The organism is Butyricimonas sp. DFI.6.44 (assembly GCF_022132345.1).
Classification (GTDB): domain Bacteria; phylum Bacteroidota; class Bacteroidia; order Bacteroidales; family Marinifilaceae; genus Butyricimonas; species Butyricimonas muris.
The window spans coordinates 1-21,389 of record NZ_JAKNJD010000010.1; the positions used below are offsets into that span (position 1 = coordinate 1).

The following is a 21,389-nucleotide window of genomic DNA, read 5'->3' on the forward strand; positions in this document are numbered from 1 at the left end:
ACTAATCACCCGAAAGTTGACGTTCGGCGGGTTAGATGATACGTTTAACGTTCCGTGCCATTGTCAAGATGACAATGGCAATTGAAAATTGAAAGTTGAAAATTGAAAATGATGAAATGTAATCAGGCTTGAAATCAACGACCGGTTTTCGATACATGTTGAGATGATGAACTTTAAAAAGATATTGTCACGGTGGCGGGAGCGCCACGATGAAGTGACGGAAGCTTGGAGATAGTGATGATTGGGAATAATTTTCCATTTTCCATTTTCAACTTTCAATTTTATTAAACGGTGTCTATAGCGACGGTGATCCACCTCTTCCCATCCCGAACAGAGAAGTTAAGCCCGTTAGCGCCGATGGTACTGCCGAGAGGTGGGAGAGTAGGTCGATGCCAGATTTAGAGAAGGGCGATTCTGAAAAGAGTCGCTCTTTTTTTATGGTGTAAATGGTATTCTAGCTTATCCTCTGTTTTAGTCGCCTCCGGCGAGTTGCAAGTTGCAGGACATTTGCCTTCGGCAAGTTGCAGGTTGCTTTTCTTGCGTTGTAGACTGTATTTAATTTATTTGCTTTTAGATAATGAAAAAAAGAGTAGGAATACCTACTCTTTTCCGCTGTGTGAAATGATATATGCTTACTTGAGAAGCTCTTTTATTTTTTCTTCCAATGCTTTGCCTCGTAGTTTGATGGATAAGACTTTTCCTGTTGAATCTACAAGGAAGATAGCGGGGATAAGTTTTACTTCGTATGCATCGGCGATATTTGATTTATCCAAGAAATTAGGCCAAGGGAATTGTTCTTCTTGAAGTGCTTTTTGCCATGCAGCATTGTCTTTGTCTATGGATATGCTGATTATTTCAAGACCTTTGGTTGCAAATTCTTTATACAAGGCTTTCAGGTTGGGAATTTCCCGACGGCATGGTCCACACCAAGATGCCCAAAAGTCGATGAGTGTGTATTTTTTGCCTTTTATTAGTTCTTGTAAAGTGAGTGTTTTACCTTGAGAGTCAGTTACGGTAAAGTCAGGGGCTTGTTTGCCTTCGAGGGTTTCCGGATGCAGTTCTTTGTAAACAATTTGACCGTAATAACTTTTCTGTGCTTCCGGTGAGAAGTTCGCGAACCATTCTTTTTGCTCTTCCTCGAACCAACTCATGGATTGCAACATAAGGAAAGGTCCCCACCAAGAGTTCTTGTTATCCATGACGGCTTGTTTTGTCTTTTCCCCCGCAGCTTTGAAAAAAAGATTTTCGTCTGCAGCCATTTCCTGATATTCTTTTGTTTTGGCAAGAGAGTCCATGAGAGTTTTGTTTTTATTCATTCTGGCTTCACCTATTTGGGCGCTGATTACCTTGTGTTTTTCATTTTTGCTCATAAACATCTGTTCTAATTCTTCTTTAAATGCCATTTTTTTGAGAAATTCCTCATGGATGGGGGAGCCGGATACTTTTGTATCACTAAAAGAGGTCCATTCTTGACCATTGTTATCCCGGGTTTCTACCTTGCTTGTAACAGTGGCATTTACCCCGTTCTCTACCATTACTTGTATTACGCCCGAATTTTCTTTCAATTGTATGTAGAACATCCGGGGTGATTCAACTTGACCGGAAAAGGTAAATTTGCCGTTAGAAAGAGTTGTCGTTGCAATGGGTTTTTCTTGTTTGTGAGTAGAACCCGGCACGAGGCAAATTTCTGTTCCGTCGGTTAAGCCGGTGATTGTTCCGTTGATTGTAAATGAATCTTTTGAAGCACAAGCAGTGGTGGCTAGCGTGATGATGGCTAGCATCATGATTATTATTGTTTTCATTATCGTGTCGTTTTAAAGCTTATCGTTCTACATTTTGTTTTATGGTTCCGTTCCCCGGATTGCTTGTAGCTCCCAACGGGAAGGGCATTATCCACAGGTGTGAAGTCGGGGATAGGGTGAGTGTACTTTCATTAAACTCTTTCGTGAGTGTCCGGGCGTACAGGGCATCTTGATTTAAGCGACGCATATCCCAAAAAGGGATGGCGGTTTGCACGTATTCGTTCGCTTTTTCCGAAATGATGTATTTCACGGCTTGCTCTGTCGTGGCGGCAGAGAGTGGAGCGTATTTATCCGCGAAGATACGGGTTACACGTACGGCGTTCAGAACGTTCATGGCTTCGTTGATATTGTCCTGTCCTCCTTTGCGTGCAAGACATTCGGCTTTTATGTAATACATTTCGGGCGTGGAGATTCCACCACCGTTAAATTTATCATTACGGATACCATAGAATATATCATCGGGTGCTTCGTATTTCGCTTTCCATTTAGAGGCAAAACGGGCATCGCCTTCTTCAAAAAGGGCGGCACGCGTGATGGTTAAAGCTCCGTTGACTCCGCTTTGTCCGAAGTTCTTTTGTGTGTTGGTCCCGTAGCGGAAAATATAGTTTTCCGGGTTATTCAAGCCGATAGCGGGATAACTGGTTGACCAATCGTCCGGTTTTTCTATTTGTTCTTTGTTTTGCTCGTAATAGGTACGCCAGTCATATAGTTCATCGTTTTGTTTCAAGGCTTCTTCCGCGTATGTTAAGGCATTCGTGTAATCGCCCATGGTGAGATATACCCGTGCCAACATGGCGTATGCGGTTCCCAGAGTCGGGTGCAGGACGGTAGTACCTTCTTCGGGGAGAGCCGGAAGAGCCTCGGTAAGGTCTTGTAAAATGAATCCATACATTTTTTCGATCGTGATCTGGGTAGAGGGAGCCCCCATATCCATACTGAGTATCTGGGGAACGGATAGCTTCGTGGCGGCAGTTGTGCTGTTGTAGGCTTCCGCGTAATAGTTTGTCAGATAGAAGTAATTCATTGCCCGAAGTACTTTTGCTTGAGCGATCAATTCATCCCGTTCTGCTTGGGTACATTCCGTGGCATCGGGTACGCTGCTGATAATGAGATTCCAATTCGCGATGGCGGAATAGGAATAGTAATAGAGAGCTTCATCGGAATTGTTTTGTTCGATGCGATCTTCGTTCTCCTGCCAGTTGTAGTTGATAGAATTTAGTGTTACAGAAGTGAGGGAACTCGGTTTCATGTACACGTCGTTCAATAGGTTTATGGCTTGTGTGGCATCGTTAAGATGATTTGATTCATTCCGGATAAAAGCGTCGAAGTCGGCGAGGGTTGTCGGGATTTTTTCTCCTTTGGGGAGAATGTCTAAAAAGTCGTTGCAGGAGGAAAAGAGAGCTCCTGTTATCAGAAGACTGATACTTACGAGTATATATTGTATTTTCTTTTTCATGGTCTTTCGATTTTAGAATTAAAAGTTCAGGTAGAGTCCACAAACGTAATTCGGTTTGTTCTTACTTCCCAGAAGAACTCCGGCTTTGCTGTTAAATGCAAGGGTGGCTAAATTCTCGATATTGAATTGTACACGGGCTGCACCAAGACCGATTTTCTTCACCCATTCAACCGGAACTCTGTACGAGAGCGAGAGATTGCTGATTTTAATATAGGATGCATCCAACACGTGAATGTCTGCTTTCCCGTATATGCTTTCCCGCGCGTAATTAAATTCCGGGGATGTGCTGAACAAGAGGCGGGGAACATTGGTTTTTTCCTCGTCACCTGCTTCTTGCCAGCGTTTGCGGATGTCTTTGTTCGTCATACTGACCGTCCTGCCCATGCTGATCGTGGGAATATTGGTGTTGCGTATTTTATGACCGCCCGCGTAAAGCAGCATGAATGAAAATTCAAAGTTTTTGTAGTTCAATGTGTTCGTGAAGGAGCCGCTGTAAACGGGAACACTTGTCCCGGCATAATGGATCGCTTCGAGATCCGTGTATTTCGTTGTCGTGATTTCTCCGTTCAAATCGTACATTTGAGGTTCTCCTTTTTCACTCAATCCTGCCCATTTGTAAGCGTAAATAGCGTTATAAGGTTTTCCTTCTCTGGGGTATGCCATAGGATAATCCATTTGGAGATAATACACGGGTGCAGTTACATTAATCTTGGTTACTTTGTTTTTGTTGTACCCGAAAAGGAATCCCGCATTCCATTTGAACTCGGTTTCGCGGAGAATGTCCCCTTGGAGTGTCAATTCAAATCCCCGGTTACGCATAGCCCCGTTGTTGAAGGAGAGGGTTCTGTACCCGAAACCTTCCGTGGGTACTCCCATTTGGTTGGCAAGCAGGTCTACACTTTTTTTGTTGTACACTTCAAACGTTCCGGACAAGCGTCCCGTGAGCGCTGAAAAGTCTATACCGACGTTTATGGTCGTTGTTTTTTCCCAACGCAGGTTTGGATTAGGAGGTGAAGAGATATTTCCGTACAAGCCTCCGACTAAGGTGCTCGCGTAGTAATTGGCCGTGAGATAGGGTGCGGCGTCTTTCGCGATATTACCGCCAATACCGTATGATGCCCGAAGTTTTAGTAAATCTATCCAGTTTACGTTAAAGAAGCTTTCCCGGTTGATATTCCAGTTTGCCCCGACAGACCATAACGGTTTGTTTTGGTATTTGGAGTTTGTACCCCATAGGTTGGAACGATCCCAACGGATACTGCCGGAGAGGGTGTAACGGTTGTCGAATGAATAGGCTATGTTGGAATAGAATGACACGAAACGGTTTACCAATTCCGATTGTGACCGGGGAGAGGTGAGTGATGCCCACGAGTTCATCAGACCGGAGAAACCTGCCGTCAGTTTGGTTTCATCGATATATTGTGATGACAATAATCCGCTGTCGTAGCCGTAGCGGGTAAGACTGCTATATTCCAGCTTGGTGTTTCTGATTTCCTGCCCGATGATCCATGTTACGTTGTGCAAGTCGTTGAATGTTTTGTCAACATTGATTTGCTGGCGGAAATTATACGCGTTGGAATGGTGTTCCTGCGTGTAGAATATATCCCCCGCGGGCAGGTTATACAAGGCTTCTCCGTTATTGTTCGTGGCAAATTTGTTGACCGTTTGGCGGGTATTCAAAGATTCCATTTCTTCCAGACGTTTCAAGCGGCTTACCCCGTATTCGTATTGGAACATGGTATTATAGGATAACCACGGAAGGATTTTGATATCCAGTTTCCCGTACAGGCGGTTGTTAAATTCTCTGGTTTTGTTCAAACGTCTGTCGAGCTCGTCAAGCGGTACGATATCCAGACTGTATAGTCCGTAATTGGCTATATTATCTCTCACGGTCTTTGTTTGCTGGGCGGCAATGGTGACGGGCGTGCCGTTTTCTTTTAACCGGTCGTAGGGACTCGCGGTGAAGCCTGCGCTGTAAGAACTGAATAAGTCGTATGTTTGTTCCGCTTTATTCTTGAAACTGATGTAAACGCCGACATCTGCTTTCAACCAAGAAGTCAGTTGAAGTGAATTTGTGATATTTACCCCGACTTGATCGTTTTTCGTGTATCGGTCTTCTTCTTTGTTGTTCCGGTAACTGACGGAGAGGTTGAAGTTATTCCGGTCTGTGGCTTTGCCTACGCTCAGGTTGTATTGCTGGTAGAAAGGATTGCGTTTGGCGTATTTCTCTACATCCTTGTAAAAGCCGAATCCCCGAGAGCTCAATTCTGCCAGTTTCGCGTCCGCTTCTGCTTGAGAAATCTTGTTCGTGTAAAGGTCGAGTAAGATATTGGTCCCTGCGCTGGGTAGGGTGGAATAGTTGTTCCGGAGGTTTTCAGCCTCGGCAATCGCCCGGTCTATGCCATTGTTTAATTCGGCGTTTTGTGTTGCCCAGTATTTTTCCAGTTCGATGATATCGGCCGAATTGGTCAAGTTACCCGTGTAGTAGGAATAGGGATGAATGGTAAACGAGCCGGAAAGTTGTACTTGAGTCTTGCCTTGTTTGGCTTTTTTGGTCACGATGACAACGACACCATTGGCAGCGCGTGCCCCGTAGATAGAGGTGGCGGCGGCATCTTTTAATATGGTGATGCTTTCGATGTCTTCCATGTTGAGATCGGGTATGTTTTCCGTGACATTGCCGTAGGCGTCGATAGTCGTGTTTTCCACGGGAAAGCCGTCAATCACGTAAAGCGGGGTTTGCATGGCATTCATGGTTGATACTCCCCGGATGATTCCGTCGGAATACCCGGCGACCTGTCCTTCCAGTACGGAGGACAAGTTGTCCAAACGACGGGTTTCGAGAGTGGTGGCGCTTACTTTGGCAAAAGCTCCGGTAGAGCGTTCCTTGGAAATGGTTTGGTATCCGGTTACCACCACTTCGTCTAAGGTTTCCTTGTCGGGTTCCAGTTTGAAGTTGATTACTTCCTGTTTACCCAAGGGCATTTCAATGGTTTTGTAACCGATGAAGGATACCATGACGGTGTTATATTTCTCGTCGAATGTAAGAACATAGTTTCCGTTGACGTCGGAAGGTACTCCGGTGGTGGTTCCTTTCAGCCAGATGTTGGCTCCGGCGATGGGCTGGTTGTTTTCGTCCAGTACCTGACCTTTGATCGTGCGTGTTTTTTTCTTTTCCGGGGTGTCCGTCGCCGGTTTCGGCTTCACGATAACGATGTCGCTTTCGATTTCATAGGTGTAAGGCTGGTTTTTGAAAATAAGATCCAATGCCGTTTTTAACGGTTGGTTCTCGAATTTCAAGGTGACGTTTGAGGCTTTCTGAATTTCGACTTCGCTGTAAATGAATTTTACTTCGGTCTGTTCTTTGATTTGTTTGAATACTTCGCGAAGAGGTATATTCTTCACGTCCAGAGTCACTTTTTTCACGGGAGTGTCAGCGTAACTCCCCATGCCGAATACGAATAGGAAAATGAGTAATAAACTCAAATGCTGTTTCTTAAATGGATTTTTTTTCATAACATTGTACTTTAATTGTTTTTTCCACCTAGAGAATGGAATTAATTGTTTAAACGGGAGATGTTTGCAGCATCTTCCGCTTTCTTTATAATAATATTTCTTCCGGATATTTCGAATTTGATATTTGTTGTCTTGCCGATAATCGTGAGGACTTCTTCCAAGGTTTGGTTTCGCTTCACGATGCCTGTAAAGGGGTGCTCCCGGAACTCCGCCGCTTCAAAGGTGAATTGCACGTCGTACCAGCGGGACAGTTGTCGGGCAATGTATGATAAGGGCATATTCTCGTACTCGAAGGCTCCGCTAATCCATGAGGTATAGATTGATACATCGACTTTTTGTTTTTCCAGTTTGTCGGTCGTGTGGTCCATGATGGATTGTTCTCCCGGCGAGAGGCGAATTTTCGAGTTATTGTGTTCGAACTCGACACTTCCGGAGACGAGTGTGGTAATTGTTTTTTGTTCTTCGGGATAGGCTGTTATGTTGAATTTCGTGCCTAGTACCCGAATCCGGTCGTTGCCCGAATGCACGATGAACGGGCGGGATTTATCCGGCGCCACTTCCAAGTATATTTCTCCTTTCATGTAAATCTCCCTTGTATTCCCGGAAAATTGACTGGGGAATTGTATTTCGGAGGACGAGTTTATCCATACACGTGTGCCGTCTGCCAGCGTGAAACGGTATTCACCACCCGGGGGAACGGTAATCATGTGAAGCGGGGCGGTTTGCCCTGTTTCCCTGTTATCCTTGTTATATTGTAATCCTTCCAGAGAGTCGTTTACAATAGTCGAACCGTCGGGAGCCACGATGCGGGAAGATGTCGAGGAGGTTAGGTTGACAGTTTCGCCGTTGGCGTAGCTGAGTACAGCTTTCACGCTGCCGGGTTCGATTTGAGTTTGAGCAACTTGTTGCTCCGGGGCATACGTCGATCGTGTATCCGGGAATATAAAGAGCAGGATTAAAGCGACAGAGGCTGCAATAGCAGTTCCGATAATCCGGTGCAGGCGTCTGTTCTTCCGGCGAGTGTGTGTTAATGTTTCGGAGAAGTTTTCCCAAGCTTCTTGCGGTGAAAGTTTTTCTTGTGCCTGTATTGTTTTTAGTAGTTTCTCTGCTTCCCGGATATCCCGAAATAGTTTCCGGGCTTCCCTGTCATTGTCTATGAGATGGCGGAGTTGCTCCCGCGCCGCCGGGGAGAGGGTGCCGTTGCTGTATTCCGCTATCAGTTCGTATATTGTTTTATGCTCCATGTGTCACTGTTTTATATGATATTCCCAAAAAATTAGAATGGGTGACACGAATAGAATAAAATTTTGAAATTATTTTTCAGAATGCAGGAAAGAGAGAAAGAGGAGGGAGAATGTTTTGGTGTCTATTGACTTGCGCAAAGCTTCTAGCGCACGGGCGTAGTAGGTTTTCACGGTATTAACGGATATCTGCATTTCTTCCGCCACGGTTTTATAAGGCGTGTTATTGAAAATAATGGCTTTTAATACTTTTTGAGGATTGGTGGGGAGATTTTCTATCGCGGCGTATAGTTGTTCTTTGATTTTTTCGAGTTCTGCCTCGTCGTCATGAAGCATTTCATCCAGAAAGTCATCAATATGCAGTTCAATGTCTACGAAATAGGTTTTGCCTTTGTTTCTCATGAATTGTAAAGAGGCTTTACTTGCAGCGCCGAATAAATAGGAACGGATAGAGCCTGAAAACGGATGTCCCTTTTTGTTGTTCCAGAAAGAGATGAAGACGGATTGAACGATGTCTTTAGCGTCCTCGACGGAAAGAAGGTAGCGCATGACATAAGTGCATAACGGTTGATAGTAGATGTCAAACATTATTTTCATGCACCGTTCATCTCCGGCTGCCAGCAGGCGAATAATCGTTGATTCGGTTTTATCTGTCACTGTCGGTATTCCTTTTCGTAGAGTGGTAAAGTTAGTATTAATCCGGTAAAATGCAAAGGGGATGACATTACCGGAAACAAAAATCCCCCGAAAGATGTCTTTCAGGGGATTTCGTGAACTCGGCGGGAGTCGAACCCACAACCTCTTGGGCCGTAACCAAGTGCTCTATCCATTAAGCTACGAGTCCTTGTTTATTTTGCGTGGCAAAGGTATGGAATGTTCTTTGTTTATGCAAGAGTTTCGTGTTTTTTTTCAGATACTTTTTTTTATGTTTGAAAAATAACAAAGCGGGGTGCGTATAGTTTTTATTACTACTTTTGCGTTAGGTTGTTCAAGTACAAATAGAAGAATATGCTTAAATTTATAGTCGAGAAATTCAAGAGATATCATTTAAAGGATGTGGCAGTCAAGGACGAGCGGGTTTTGGCATTTCAAAATTTAGAGGCGGCGAAGGAATGTGTGTTGTTCTGGGTGGCTGATGATATTTCTTGGACAGAGGTAGATAAAATCAGAAAATCTCTGGCAAAGTATATGGAAGTGCATTTGCTTTCTTTTATCCGGCAGTCCAAATCGGTATTTGAACGCTCGGGAGACGCGTTGTACGCGGATGAGTCTTCTATTACGTATGGTGGGAAAATTCGGGATGCCAAGTTGCGGGAGGTGTTGAAGAAGACGGAAGGGGTGTTCATAGACATTTCTATGCAGCCCGATGTTTTGGGGGATTACATTGTACGATATGCCAAATCGCCGTGCAAGGTCGGTATATCCAGAGAGGGAGTGGAGCATGATATTATGTTTGCCAATGTCCGGAATACGGACGTTTTTGTAGATCGTTTGTTTAAGTTATTCACAAAGATTAATACGTATTGAGATGAAAAAGTTTTCGGGAGTAGGGGTTGCTTTGGTTACTCCGTTTGACGAAATGGGAAATATCGACGAAAGTTCTTTAAGAAACCTCGTGAATTACGTGATAGACGGTGGTGTCGATTATCTGGTGGCTTTGGGTACTACTTCGGAGGCCGCGACAATGACGGTAGAGGAGAGGGCTTACGTGGTGAATGTGATCACGGAGGAAAATGCCGGGCGGTTGCCGATTGTCTTGGGTGTTGGAGGAAATAACACGGCTCATGTCGTGGAGGAACTTGCCACGTTACCTTATTTAAGGCAGGGAGATGCAATATTGAGTGTTACACCTTATTATAATAAGCCTTCACAGCAGGGATTATATAATCATTTTAAAGCTATCGCGGAACATTCGCCTCTTCCGGTAATCTTGTACAATGTTCCGGGGCGTACTTCCGTGAATATGACGGCTGCAACCACGTTGCGACTGGCTCTTGATTTTGAAAATATTATCGCGATAAAAGAGGCTGCCGGTAATTTTGAACAGGCGACTTCCATTATTGCCGGGATGCCGGAGAATTTTATATTCCTTTCGGGTGACGACGGCATTGCCCTGCCCTTGATTTCTATTGGCGGGAGTGGGGTTATCTCTGTGATCGCGAACGTGTTGCCGTATGACTTTTCTACTATGGTGCATTTGGCTTTGGAAGGAGAATTTGGGGAAGCGAAAGATATCCACTTGCGCTTGGGTGAGATGTTCAAGGCTCTTTTCGAGGAGGGAAATCCTGCCGGGGTGAAAGCAGCCTTGCATGCCAAAGGGGTTATTGCCAGTCAAAAACTACGTTCGCCCTTGTGCGAGGTGAGTGATGCTTTGTACCAGAAATTGAAACGAGGTGTGTAAAACACACCTTCCATTTTAATCTATATATCCGGACTGGGAACGTCTCAGTCTTTTTAATTTGTATTGCCTGTACTGGAACAAGCCGATTAATAGTATAATGACAATAGGCAAGAAAAAGTTGAAATATTTCAAGAATGTCCGGTATGAATTACTTACCGGTTCTAATGTCTGATTCACTATATATTTGTTCCTCAATTTTATCAACCCGGAATCGTCAGCCAACCATTCGATAGAGTTTATGGCAAACCTGATGTTGTCTAGGCGAAGGGCATCGTAGTCATTGTCTTCCATGAAGCTGGCATTCGAGATGACGATGATAGCACTTTTGTCGTCTTCATTATTCAATAAGGCAGCCACGACGTTGTTCGGGCGGTTGAAGTCATGGCGGGTCCACGTCTTCTGTATGTCGAAGAACACGGGAACTTCCTGTACTCCCGATGTCGGGGAAGTTTTTGCCAACGGGGTGAACGTGTAGGCGGAAGTGGTTTTCACGTTTGTCATACTACTCGCGAAGAGTAGTGATATGGCATTCAATCCGTTTGTGATAACATGAGAACTGAATTTCTGTATGGTTGGCATATACGGAAAACTGACCTCACTTTGATATAGGAAAAAAGGTCCTTGAGATACCCGGATTCGTCCGCAATAGCTATCGATCACGAAGTCATAGTTGATCTTCAGTCCGAAGTTTTCCAGCATATCTTCAAGACCGACACGATTGATAAAACCGTTATTTTGACTTGCTGTGATTTGTCCGACCGCGTGATTCAGCGCGATATACAGTCTTCCGCCTTGCTTCAAGTATTCTTGGAGTCGTTTAATCTCTTCCTTGCTGAAACTGTCTCTGGGACCCATGATACAAATCACTTTGTAACGGTTCAAGTCTGTGAATTGGTCGATGTATAATGATTCCAAACGTGCGTTTCGGAAAAGTTCATGCCTGATTTGGGTGATCTTGTCGCGGAGCATTTCGTTGTGTCCCAGCAAGAAGCCGATATTCGGTTTTGTCGTGTCGCAGGCTTCTTTTAACATGCGAGTCACTTCGTATTCCAGCGGGGTATGCTGGCTGATAAGGGGGATGACCGATTTTTTGTTCCCGATTTGTATGACTGCCCCGAAGTAGATTTTTTGGATCTTCACCATATCTCTTTCCATGCTTTCTTGGGAGAAGGGATGTATGCCGGCTTCCAAGGCAAGTATTTCTCTCGAGTCGTTGTCCGGCGTGATGGTGGTGATCGTGAACGATTTGTTGCTAAGGGTTTTGTATTCTTTGAGCAAGTGTTTAAATTCCCGTCCCATTTTCATTTTGTCCTGCGAAAGTCCTTCAGACATGAAAAGGGTTACGGAAACGTCTTTATCGACTTTTTTAATCATATTTTTGCTCACGGGGCTCAACGAGTATTTCTTGTTGCTCGTGAGGTCTATTCTGGCAAAAACGAAATAGGAGACAATATTTACCGCTATCAGTGATAAAATCAGGAAGGTGGGGTTATATATGAATTTGTTTTTCATCACTAGGTATATATTAGGCTCTGGTTCGACTGATATAGTATCTCGCTAGCGCGAGGAACAAGGTTACAATACTGACGAAATATACAAAGTCTTTCGTGTCGATGACTCCGCGGGGAATGGCATCGAAATGTTCGCCCATGGATAAATAAGTAAACAGGGCAGCGATGAAACCGGAGCCGAACAGTCCCGCGATAAACTCGAACAGGAATTGGAACCATATCCCGATGGCAAAGGTGACGAAAAAAGCAACAATCGTGTTTGACGTCAATGACGATGCGAATATGCCCATGCTGATATAGCAACCGCTAACCAGTATTAGTCCGAGGTAGCCGCAAATCCCGGCAGCATAGTCCACATGCCCGAGTGATGTCAGCGTAATGTAATAGGGCAGAGTCAGTAACAGGCATAGAATGACTTGCAGGAGTATCGCGAAAAATTTACCGCAAAGGAATTGCCACGGTTTTATCGGTTTCGTGAACAGGAGTTCGAACGTGCCGTCCTTTCGTTCGTCCGATATGCTTTTCATCGTGAGCACGGGAACCATGAAAAAAAGCGTCCAGTAGAACACGTTGAACAAGTAACTCAAAGAGGCTTGTCCGGTGTAAAATACGTTTTTCCACGAGAACCAGCAGATGAATCCCGTTATGCAAAAGAAAACCGTGTAAATAATGTATATCGCGAGCGAGTTGAATGCGACTTTTAATTCTTTATCTATGATAACTTTTACTGCGCCCATGAATTATTCGTTTTGAGTGACTTTTCGAAATATATCTTCCAGTCTGGTCTGCACGGGAGTGAGTTCACTGATATACCAATCATGTTCCCGGCAGAGGTCAAATATGGTTCGTCCGATTTCCACGTCAGGTTTGCACTGGATCTCGAAGTTTTGCTCTTGGGTAATCTCCATGTGCAATATCTCCGGGAGCGTACATAAAGCATTGTGGATGACCGGTATGTCGTCCCCTTTGATGCCCAGTTTGAAACTGTAACCCGCGTCGGATTTCCGACGGAGTTCGGATGTCGTCCCGTTTGCCACGATCTTGCCATTACTCATGATCATTACCTGATCACAAGTCGTTTCAATCTCGGATAAAATATGAGAGCTTAGAATCACCGTTTTGTCTTCCCCGATGGTCTTGATGATTTTGCGGATAGCAAAGATCTGGTTCGGGTCGAGTCCGGTAGTCGGTTCGTCCAAAATAACAACTTCCGGATCATGAATAAGGGCTTGAGCGATTCCGACACGTTGCCGATAACCTTTGGATAGCTCGTGAATCTTTTTATGTTTCTCGTTATCAAGTCCGCACAACCGGATCATATCGAGTACCCGTGCCGTGATTTTGTATTTCGGGATGTCTTGAAGTTTACCGATAAAAAACAGGAAGTCGATCACGTTCATTTCCGAGTACAGCGGGTTGTGTTCCGGGAGGTAGCCGATGACCTTTTTGATTTTTCCTGCCTGCTTCCAGATGGAGTAATCGCCGAAATTGATATTCCCGCGTTCGGGCAAGAGGTAGCCTGACAATATTTTCATCGTGGTTGTTTTCCCGGCTCCGTTTGGTCCCAATAACCCAAGAACTTCCCCTCTTTTGGCTTTAAAAGAGATGGAATCCACGGCTTTGTGTCCTTCGAAAGACTTCGTTAATTTATCCACAATGACATCCATGGGCAGCTGTTATTTGTTTTCTACAAAAATAGTCATTCAAATTGATGATTTACGGCTTTAATAATCTTTAACCGAGTAATTAACAAGGTTTTAATCAATAGTGTTAAGTTTTTACATTTCTAGCGACAATCGTTTACTTGTGTTTATCGGATGATTCACGCACGATTAACTCGCAATTGACGATCTCTTTTCTTATCCTCGCGTGCCTGCTGTTTATGATTTGTTCGAACAATAATTCAGCCGCGGTTTTTCCTATTTTTTCCGGGAATTGATTTATCGAACTAACCGTGGGATTCATGTACCGGGAGCGTTTCGTGTTGGAGAACCCTACCACGGCAATGTCCTGCGGGATATTGAGTTTTTTCTCTTTTATCGCCTCAATCGCACCGATAGCCAGATCATCCGTGATACCGAATATGGCATCCGGTCTTTCCCGCGTTTCGAGTAATTGTAGCGTGGCCTGCTTGCCGGATTCAACGGTTAAGTCCGAACAGTAACGGATATAATTTTCCTTTATAGGTATATGATTTGCTTCCAGCGCTTTCCGGTAACCTTCCATGCGTTTGCCGCCGATGGCTATTTGTTCCGGTCCGGTTAATATGGCGATCTTTTTGCATCCGACCGACACGAGATGTTGTATCGCTTGGAAGGCAGCGGTAACACCGTCAGTCACGACTCTCGATACTCCTTCCACGGAACCCGTTGTGCGGTCGAATAATACCACGGGGATTCCGGATTCTTGGATTTGTTTCACGTGGTCAAATTCTTTTGTCTCGTGCGATAGAGCCATGATGATTCCGTCCGCCCGGTTTGCCAATAGGACGTCCACGCTTTTTTTCTCTTTCTCGAAGTTTTCGTTTGAGGAGATAACCAACACGTTGTACCCGTGACCGTCAGCTACTTCCTCGATTGTTTTTACCACGGTAGCGTAAAACGTGCTCACGATCTGGGGTACGATAACCCCGATCGAGTGGCTCTTGTGCGTTTTCAGCGCGACGGCAAGGGGATTGGGCTTGTACCCGAGTTGCTTGGCCAAGTCTTGCACTTTTTTGCGGGTTTTAGCGCTGATTTCATGATTGTCTTTCAAAGCACGGGAAACCGTTGATACCGATATTTTCAGTTTCTCCGCGATGTCCTTGATTGTTACAGGCTTCTGTGTTGTCATATACTTAATATGTTTGGGTCACGACTTTTTTTCTAATTTCGGGTAGGCTATACGGGCGTGATACACGTTGATCAACATTTCCGTGAATACTCGCTTCACGGTGGAGATGTCCCTGAATGTCAAGTCCGCGTTGGCGAATCTTCCTTCTTGAAGCATACCGTCTATAATATTATTTACAAGATTTGTCAAGTTTTCCTCATCCTTTACTTCCAGAGCTCGGGAAGCGGCTTCCACGGCATCCGCCATCATGACCACCGCACATTCTTTTTTCACAGGATCGGGACCGGGATAGGTAAATAGCGCTTCGTCTATTTCTTTATCCGGGTATTTGTTCTTGAACGAGTAGTAAAAATATTTCACCTTACTTTTGCCGTGGTGTGTGCGGATAAAGTTCTTGATGGCTTCCGGCAGTTTGTACTTGTTCGCCAGTTCAAGTCCTTGCGTGACGTGTGCGATGATAAGTTGGGCGCTCTCGTCAAAATCCAGATTACTGTGCGGGTTCAACCCACCGGTCTGGTTCTCGATGAACATGATCGGGTTGTAGGATTTACCGATGTCATGGTATAATGCCCCGGTACGTGCCAGCAGGGGACTGCCGCCGATATGGTAAATCGCCTCTTCCGCGAGGTTGGCAACCATGAGGGAGTGTTGAAAGGTTCCCGGTGCTTTTTTCGTGAGGTTACGCAATGCCGGGTGGTTCGGGTTCGAGAATTCCAGTAGACTGATTTCCGAGGTGTACCCGAAAAGTTTTTCCACGAGGTAGAGTGCCGGGTAAATCAAACTTAGTAATGCCGTGTTGATAAGCAACAGAAGGATGGCAAACAAGTGTTTGGGGGCAAATGTTCCTTCCTGTATAAGCGTGAAAGCCCCGTAAACAAGCACGTAAGTCAAGAATATCAAAGCCAGCGCGATGAATAATTGTGATCTGCGCTGCAAATGGGAGAGGCTGAACATGGCCACGATTCCCGCCGCTATCTGCATGAAGAAATACATGTAGTTGTTCGGGGCGTAGTACGAGATCAGCATGGTCGTGCCCAACAGCAGGTAAAGTGCCGGACGCGTGCCGAACAGTATGTTCACGATGAGCGGGAAGAACAGCACGGGTATCGCGAGAATATTTATATTCTGGAAATAACTGATACTGCCCACGGCAATGGTCAGCAGGAACATGCTATACAGGAAAAAGAAGTCTTTCGTGTTGTAGAAGAGCCTTTTTCTTGATATGTAAAGAAACATGGAAAAGCTGAGTATGGCAATCAGTGTCAGGATGGTTTGGGCGGCAGTGATTCTGATTCGGTCTACCGTCGAACCTAGACTTTGCTCGTGTTCTATACGGAAAGATTCCAGTACCTTGTATGTTTCGGGGGTGACCAGATCATTTCGGGAGATGATAATATCCCCTTTGTTTATCATGCCTTGTGTCGGCGTGATATTTTTCATGCTGGTTTCTACCGCCAGTCCTGTTTTGGTAAGGTCGTATTCCAGATTCGGGTTAATGTAGTTGTTCAATCCCATGCTGAGGATCTTTTCCTCGGTTGTTTTCGCGAGATGCAGACTTTGTACGTATTCTACCAGTGTTTCGTATGCTTGTTTCAGCGTGTAGACATTGGAGAATTTTTCCTCTTGGGCAATACCGTCCTTAACGACCAGAATGTTTTTGATTTTGTCTGTATTGAACTTTTCCGGCATTAGAAGTATTCCGCGAGAGTATATCTCTCGTAACTTTGTCACGATCTTGTTGATGTCGTTCCCGTTGAACAAAGTTTTGTACTCGCCTAATTTTTCAGCGAATTTGTTGATCTGTACATCCGAACTTGCTTCCGTGTAATTGAAAATGGGAGGTTGTTCTTCCCGGATCTTTTCAATTTCGGCTGTAATTTCCTCGGAACTTTTGTGCAAGGGGAAATCAATCGGGGCAATTAACGTTTCGTATTTCCACGGCATTCCTTTCTGGTAAGAGTATTTGAATCCCTCTATCTTGGGAAGTAGCAAAACTATTATACCGCAGATAATAATGATCGTACTGATTTTGAACACGTGTTGAATCGTACGATGTTTTCTATTTTTATTACTTAGCATGTTCGACTTTATAGAATTATCTTTGTTCAAAGATATAATAAAATTTTAAAGCCTCCTACGGGGAGGCTTTAAAATTGTTGCAAGTTACAAGTTGAGCCTTTGGCTCTGCAAGTTACAAGTTTTTGAATGAGTTCTTTTTAACCTGTAACTTGCAGAGCCAAAGGCTCAACCTGCAACCTGTAACGTTTGCCGTCGGCAAACACCTATTGCATTCCCGCGGTTTCCACTTCGGTGCTAACTTTCTTGATCAAGCCTTGGAGAACTGATCCGGGACCGATTTCAAGGAAGGAGGAAGCTCCGTCAGCCAGCATATTTTGCACGGTTTGAGTCCAACGCACGGATGCTGTCAATTGGTCTATCAAGTTTTGTTTGATTTCTTCCGGATCCGACACGGGTTTTGCATTTACGTTCTGGTAAACCGGGCAGATCGGTTTGGAGAAGTGCGTGTTTTTAATCGCGTCCGCCAATTCTTGACGGGCAGGCTCCATCAATGGGGAGTGGAATGCGCCGCCTACTTTCAACGGGAGAGCCCGTTTTGCTCCTGCCGCTTTCAATTTCTCGCAAGCCGCGGTGACGCCTTCTATGGTTCCGGAGATCACGATTTGTCCCGGGCTGTTGTAATTGGCGGGTACCACCACGTCATCAATTTCCTCTAGTGCTTTTTCCACGGTTTCATCCGGCAAACCTAGGATTGCCGCCATTGTTGACGGGCGTGCCTCGCATGCCTTTTGCATGGCAAGTGCCCGGGCGTGTACCAGACGTAATCCGTCTTCAAACGAGAGGGCGCCGTTAGCCACAAGCGCGGAAAATTCTCCCAGCGAGTGACCTGCAACCATGTCCGGTTTCTCGGTCAACGATTTGGCCAGTATCACGGAGTGAAGGAATATTGCCGGCTGGGTTACTTTGGTTTGTTTCAGGTCTTCGTCAGTTCCGTTGAACATCAGATCCGTGATGCGGAATCCCAGTATTTCGTTCGCTTTCTCGAATAATTCTTTCGCCTCGGGAGAGTTTTCATACAAGTCTTTACCCATTCCCACGAATTGAGCGCCTTGGCCCGGAAAAACAAATGCTTTTTTCATACTCGTTTTGTTTATTTCCTAATGAAATTTGTTACTAATTAATCGGATAAACTCCTCCCGCGTGGCAAGTTTCTCGAACGCGCCGCTAAAGTCGGAGGTTGTTGTTACCGAGTTTTGTTTTTGTACACCCCGCATCATCATACACATGTGCTGCGCCTCGATCACCACGGCAACGCCCAAGGGATTGAGGGTATTTTGAATACAATTTTTTATGTCGTTCGTCAGTCTTTCCTGTACCTGTAATCTTCTGGAGAAGGCTTCCACTACCCGTGCTATTTTACTTAGTCCCGTGATGTACCCGTTCGGGATATACGCCACGTGTGCCCGCCCGATGAAGGGCAGCATGTGATGTTCGCAAAGGGAATATATCTCGATGTCTTTCACGATCACCATTTGGCGGTAGTCTTCTTTGAAGAGGGCGGAACGCAGGATTTCTTCCGGGTTTTCATGATATCCCCTTGTCATGAATTGCATGGCTTTCGCTACACGGTACGGGGTTTTTATCAATCCTTCCCTGTCTGCATCCTCACCCAGCAGTTTCAGTATTTCTTTATAATGGTAACTTAATTGTTCCGTTTTTGTTTTATTGTAATATTCTACCTTGCGGTAAAATTCTTCTTCGTCATCCAATTCCGTGTATTTCATTCAAACTCTCTTTTAGGTGCTTGATTCATCACTCGCATCAGTGATGGAAAATTCGATACAAAGTAAAATATAATAATCGAGAATTGAAAATTTAGATTACCCGTTTTCCATCCCCGTACAATCTGTTTATCCACATGGCAAAGAGTTTATCCGTAACCATGAAGACTTTATTTATTTCGGTGATGGTATCTTTGTCGAGCAATTTTTTCATGGCCGACTGCACCGAACTCGCCGAGCTGAGGCTATGGCGTTTGATAAACTCGGCAGAAGTGATACGCTCGCTTTCCCCTTCTTTAGCAATGGCATAAAGTAATTCTTTTTGTTTCTCGGGAATGTTCGACAGTATCTCTCGAAAAATCGTGTCGTTCGCGCTCACCATGTTATCAACGGCTTCTCTTATAGTAGCCAACGTGCATCTTTCCCCTCGCGGGGTATTGGAGAAAGCCTCGTTAAAAGTCTTTTGGATGTAAAACGTGTGCCCTTTGAACAATTGGTAGACTTTTTCAATATCTTCTTTCCCGATATACCTGCCTCTGCTCTCGAAATGCTGGGCAACAAACGGGATATACATTTCCGGTACAATGGCTTTCAGTTCCAGTAAATCCGCGCTATGATAAAACGGGCGTGCGGTCGAGAGAAACATCTCGTGCATCATGTGTCGCTCGCTACCCGCGAAGATGAAGTTGCTGTTCCTGATTTTTTGAATGTGGGTGCGCAGCAGAGCCTCGATGTTCTTTTCGGGGTATTTGGCTATTTGTTGAAATTCATCGATGGCCACGATACACGGTTTGTCAGCGTTAGCCAGGTAGTTGAATATTTCGTCCAGCGTGTATTCGGGGCGGTTGATATCACCCAGTTCCACGTTGAAAGTCGGGGTACCGGAAATCGGGTCGAACCCGAATTTCCCGTTAATGGATTTTACGGTTTGGATGAACAGGTTTGCCATTTTGCGACTGCGGGGTAATAGCGTCTCGTAAATTTCCCGCCCTAACAGATAGGTGAATTCCCGCAAACTCGACGTGTGTAGGATATCAATGAAAAAGGTATAGTATCTCTTTTTTATTTCCGGTTTCTCGTAACAAAATTGTATGAGCCCGGTTTTCCCCATTCGGCGCGGGGATATGATTACCAGATTATTGCCATTGGTAATGGATTTTATCAATCGTGAGGATTCCTGTACCCGGTCGCAGAAGTATTCCGGTTCGATTTTGCCGGTTACGATAAAGGGATTTATTTCTTTTACCATTTTCGTGAACTTTGTCACAAAGGTAATTATTTGAATCGAATTATGCAAATCGAATAATTCAATTTGCATAATATTATCCCCACCCGAGAACGACACGCCCCTTAAACCTTGGTGTCTGCTTCGGGCAATCCTTCTCGCGGCGTGATTTGCCCCACGTGCACGTGTTGACTAGGAGAGAATCTGGAATTGTCTTCGCTGCTAAAGAATATGTACAGGTGGGCATCTTGCCCGATTTCTTCGTTGAGCGAGAACTCTCCTTGCAATTCACCGCGTACGCCTTTTACTTGGCAGGCAAGGCGAGGTATTCGAGGGTCATTGTCATAGATCACTCCCACTTGCAATTTATCCGTGCTTGCCGTGGTTTTCCATGCCCGTTCCTCTTGCCATGAAACGGTAAAACGGTTCGTTTCCCGTGAAACTTTCAATTCCCGGGGAAGTGCCAGCGTACCGTCCGTGAACGTGAAGTTTTCGAAATCGGCGATTTCGCCTCCATCACCGAAGTTGTGGAAATTTCTTGAAAAGAATACGTTCGATGCGTATCGTCCCTCTGCTTTTGCCACGATGCGCCATATCTCGGGTGATACTTGCTTGGCGAATGTCATGTAAAAAACTTGCACAGCCTTGAAGCGTGTCGTGACAGCCCGTTGCTTGGGGGTGCGTCCCTCGACTTCCCATTTCCGTTTTTTACCGGGAATGGCATACCGTCGGGCGTACATATTGTCGCCTCTCGTGTAGAAGATAAGGTTGTTTTGTTTTCCTTGGAATAATCTGTTGATAAAATCTTTTACTTTCATACTATAATGTTTAATGTATTTGACGGTCTTGTTCGTACATTTATATGTTTTTGGTGATGAGGGGGGAGTCCGTAAACTCCCTCCCTTGTTCGTGTTAAACCTCTTCTGTTATCGTGATGCAAACAGATGGAGAAGCTAACTTCCCGTTTGCGCTCGTGGCGAAGACGTACACTTTTATGTTGTCCATTTCCCAGTTTGCCGGCAGGCTTGTGCTTGTCGAACCGCCTTCCCCGCGTTCGCGAAGGGGGATTATCCGGCATACGTCTCGTTGGGTGTTCAACAACACGGCGTACGTCTTGTCATCTGTGTTACAATACCCGAAATCTTCCATGCTCGTGTTTTCGAACATGATTTTTGAAGCCGAAGCACTGTAAGTAGCGGTGACCTCCGGTTCCACGAGTGCTCCTTGAGCGCATAACAATTGCTCGTAGTTCACCGTCACCGTGTTGTCTTTTTCCACCGTACAAATCCCTTTGTTCAAGGACATGAAGACATTTGCCGGTGATAGCCCTCTTTTGCGTTGCGGGAACCCGAGGTGAATAGCCGGGACAAGTCCTTTGCTTAATTCTATCAGCCTTTTGAACTTCATCCGTTGAGCGACGGCTGCCGGAGCGTCGGAAACTTTCCCGTTCGAGGAACTTTTGCGAGCCATATTCTCGCTTTTGCGTATGTAGTAACTAATTTTACCAATACGTCCCCGATAGCTCTCTATCGGGTCTGGACTAATTTTAGCCATAACTTTAAAATTTAAAAATTAGTAATATGTTTCTCCCACCAACACGCTTGG

At 45.0% G+C, this 21,389-nt stretch carries 17 protein-coding genes, 1 tRNA gene and 1 rRNA gene; 3 read left to right on the forward strand and 16 right to left on the reverse strand.

Features of this window, described 5'->3' with window-relative positions; all coding sequences use genetic code 11:
- Positions 1-287: 287 nt before the first annotated feature.
- Positions 288-398: ribosomal RNA gene (gene rrf, locus L0M98_RS14280) — 5S ribosomal RNA — on the forward strand.
- Between the two features lie 234 nt (positions 399-632).
- On the opposite strand, the gene L0M98_RS14285 is transcribed toward rrf, so the two are convergent.
- The 6 genes from L0M98_RS14285 to L0M98_RS14310 all read right to left on the reverse strand — a co-directional run bounded on the left by L0M98_RS14285 (position 633) and on the right by L0M98_RS14310 (position 8,859).
- Positions 633-1,802 (reverse strand): TlpA disulfide reductase family protein, encoded by a 1,170-nt coding sequence (locus tag L0M98_RS14285; RefSeq protein ID WP_227216819.1) that lies wholly within the window; start codon positions 1,800-1,802, stop codon positions 633-635.
- A gap of 19 nt (positions 1,803-1,821) precedes the next feature.
- Positions 1,822-3,258: a RagB/SusD family nutrient uptake outer membrane protein gene (locus L0M98_RS14290; RefSeq protein WP_099294433.1), complete on the reverse strand. Its 1,437-nt coding sequence runs from the start codon at positions 3,256-3,258 to the stop codon at positions 1,822-1,824.
- A gap of 18 nt (positions 3,259-3,276) precedes the next feature.
- Complete coding sequence (locus L0M98_RS14295; protein ID WP_227216818.1) at positions 3,277-6,774, reverse strand: SusC/RagA family TonB-linked outer membrane protein; 3,498 nt, start codon at positions 6,772-6,774, stop codon at positions 3,277-3,279.
- A gap of 41 nt (positions 6,775-6,815) precedes the next feature.
- On the reverse strand, positions 6,816-8,018 hold the full coding sequence (locus L0M98_RS14300; protein WP_227216817.1) for a FecR domain-containing protein: 1,203 nt from the start codon (positions 8,016-8,018) through the stop codon (positions 6,816-6,818).
- Positions 8,019-8,087: 69 nt separating this feature from the next.
- Entirely contained in the window at positions 8,088-8,672 is a 585-nt protein-coding gene (locus L0M98_RS14305) for an RNA polymerase sigma factor (RefSeq protein WP_141561007.1), read from the reverse strand.
- 114 nt (positions 8,673-8,786) lie between these two features.
- Positions 8,787-8,859, reverse strand: a tRNA-Arg gene (locus L0M98_RS14310).
- A gap of 164 nt (positions 8,860-9,023) precedes the next feature.
- On the opposite strand from L0M98_RS14310, the gene L0M98_RS14315 reads away from it, so the two are divergent.
- Positions 9,024-9,542: a DUF6913 domain-containing protein gene (locus tag L0M98_RS14315; protein ID WP_227216816.1), complete on the forward strand. Its 519-nt coding sequence runs from the start codon at positions 9,024-9,026 to the stop codon at positions 9,540-9,542.
- Between the two features lies 1 nt (position 9,543).
- Positions 9,544-10,416 (forward strand): 4-hydroxy-tetrahydrodipicolinate synthase, encoded by an 873-nt coding sequence (gene dapA, locus L0M98_RS14320; RefSeq protein WP_227216815.1) that lies wholly within the window; start codon positions 9,544-9,546, stop codon positions 10,414-10,416.
- Positions 10,417-10,431: 15 nt separating this feature from the next.
- Here dapA and L0M98_RS14325 read toward each other — a convergent pair whose 3' ends face one another.
- The 10 genes from L0M98_RS14325 to L0M98_RS14370 all read right to left on the reverse strand — a co-directional run bounded on the left by L0M98_RS14325 (position 10,432) and on the right by L0M98_RS14370 (position 21,338).
- Entirely contained in the window at positions 10,432-11,928 is a 1,497-nt protein-coding gene (locus tag L0M98_RS14325; protein WP_099294421.1) for a GldG family protein, read from the reverse strand.
- 13 nt (positions 11,929-11,941) lie between these two features.
- Positions 11,942-12,664 (reverse strand): ABC transporter permease, encoded by a 723-nt coding sequence (locus L0M98_RS14330; RefSeq protein WP_186978655.1) that lies wholly within the window; start codon positions 12,662-12,664, stop codon positions 11,942-11,944.
- A 3-nt stretch (positions 12,665-12,667) separates the two neighbouring features.
- Positions 12,668-13,594, reverse strand: a complete 927-nt coding sequence (locus L0M98_RS14335) for an ATP-binding cassette domain-containing protein (protein WP_227216814.1) — start codon at positions 13,592-13,594, stop codon at positions 12,668-12,670.
- A gap of 133 nt (positions 13,595-13,727) precedes the next feature.
- Positions 13,728-14,759, reverse strand: coding sequence for a LacI family DNA-binding transcriptional regulator (locus L0M98_RS14340; protein ID WP_099294415.1), 1,032 nt, complete (start codon positions 14,757-14,759; stop codon positions 13,728-13,730).
- Between the two features lie 18 nt (positions 14,760-14,777).
- Positions 14,778-16,838 carry an HD family phosphohydrolase gene (locus L0M98_RS14345; RefSeq protein WP_227216813.1) on the reverse strand — a complete coding sequence of 687 codons (2,061 nt, stop codon included), beginning with the start codon at positions 16,836-16,838 and terminating at the stop codon, positions 14,778-14,780.
- A gap of 203 nt (positions 16,839-17,041) precedes the next feature.
- Entirely contained in the window at positions 17,042-17,917 is an 876-nt protein-coding gene (fabD, locus tag L0M98_RS14350) for an ACP S-malonyltransferase (RefSeq protein WP_186978658.1), read from the reverse strand.
- Positions 17,918-17,935: 18 nt separating this feature from the next.
- Positions 17,936-18,562 carry a GTP cyclohydrolase I FolE gene (gene folE / locus L0M98_RS14355; protein ID WP_099294409.1) on the reverse strand — a complete coding sequence of 209 codons (627 nt, stop codon included), beginning with the start codon at positions 18,560-18,562 and terminating at the stop codon, positions 17,936-17,938.
- Between the two features lie 91 nt (positions 18,563-18,653).
- Entirely contained in the window at positions 18,654-19,808 is a 1,155-nt protein-coding gene (locus L0M98_RS14360; RefSeq protein ID WP_227216812.1) for an AAA family ATPase, read from the reverse strand.
- A gap of 101 nt (positions 19,809-19,909) precedes the next feature.
- Positions 19,910-20,602 (reverse strand): hypothetical protein, encoded by a 693-nt coding sequence (locus L0M98_RS14365; RefSeq protein ID WP_227216811.1) that lies wholly within the window; start codon positions 20,600-20,602, stop codon positions 19,910-19,912.
- 94 nt (positions 20,603-20,696) lie between these two features.
- On the reverse strand, positions 20,697-21,338 hold the full coding sequence (locus L0M98_RS14370; protein WP_227216810.1) for a DUF6266 family protein: 642 nt from the start codon (positions 21,336-21,338) through the stop codon (positions 20,697-20,699).
- Positions 21,339-21,389: the final 51 nt, after the last annotated feature.

Bases quoted from the DNA above. Each gene is read 5' to 3' on its own strand.
- L0M98_RS14295 (WP_227216818.1), bottom strand. From the start codon at position 6,774: ATGAAAAAAAATCCATTTAAGAAACAGCATTTGAGTTTATTACTCATT.
- L0M98_RS14335 (WP_227216814.1), bottom strand. From the start codon at position 13,594: ATGGATGTCATTGTGGATAAATTAACGAAGTCTTTCGAAGGACACAAA.
- L0M98_RS14300 (WP_227216817.1), bottom strand. From the start codon at position 8,018: ATGGAGCATAAAACAATATACGAACTGATAGCGGAATACAGCAACGGC.
- L0M98_RS14365 (WP_227216811.1), bottom strand. From the start codon at position 20,602: ATGAAAGTAAAAGATTTTATCAACAGATTATTCCAAGGAAAACAAAAC.
- folE (WP_099294409.1), bottom strand. From the start codon at position 18,562: ATGAAATACACGGAATTGGATGACGAAGAAGAATTTTACCGCAAGGTA.
- L0M98_RS14330 (WP_186978655.1), bottom strand. From the start codon at position 12,664: ATGGGCGCAGTAAAAGTTATCATAGATAAAGAATTAAAAGTCGCATTC.
- L0M98_RS14360 (WP_227216812.1), bottom strand. From the start codon at position 19,808: ATGGTAAAAGAAATAAATCCCTTTATCGTAACCGGCAAAATCGAACCG.
- L0M98_RS14325 (WP_099294421.1), bottom strand. From the start codon at position 11,928: ATGAAAAACAAATTCATATATAACCCCACCTTCCTGATTTTATCACTG.
- fabD (WP_186978658.1), bottom strand. From the start codon at position 17,917: ATGAAAAAAGCATTTGTTTTTCCGGGCCAAGGCGCTCAATTCGTGGGA.
- L0M98_RS14345 (WP_227216813.1), bottom strand. From the start codon at position 16,838: ATGCTAAGTAATAAAAATAGAAAACATCGTACGATTCAACACGTGTTC.
- dapA (WP_227216815.1), top strand. From the start codon at position 9,544: ATGAAAAAGTTTTCGGGAGTAGGGGTTGCTTTGGTTACTCCGTTTGAC.
- L0M98_RS14370 (WP_227216810.1), bottom strand. From the start codon at position 21,338: ATGGCTAAAATTAGTCCAGACCCGATAGAGAGCTATCGGGGACGTATT.
- L0M98_RS14340 (WP_099294415.1), bottom strand. From the start codon at position 14,759: ATGACAACACAGAAGCCTGTAACAATCAAGGACATCGCGGAGAAACTG.
- L0M98_RS14315 (WP_227216816.1), top strand. From the start codon at position 9,024: ATGCTTAAATTTATAGTCGAGAAATTCAAGAGATATCATTTAAAGGAT.
- L0M98_RS14285 (WP_227216819.1), bottom strand. From the start codon at position 1,802: ATGAAAACAATAATAATCATGATGCTAGCCATCATCACGCTAGCCACC.
- L0M98_RS14290 (WP_099294433.1), bottom strand. From the start codon at position 3,258: ATGAAAAAGAAAATACAATATATACTCGTAAGTATCAGTCTTCTGATA.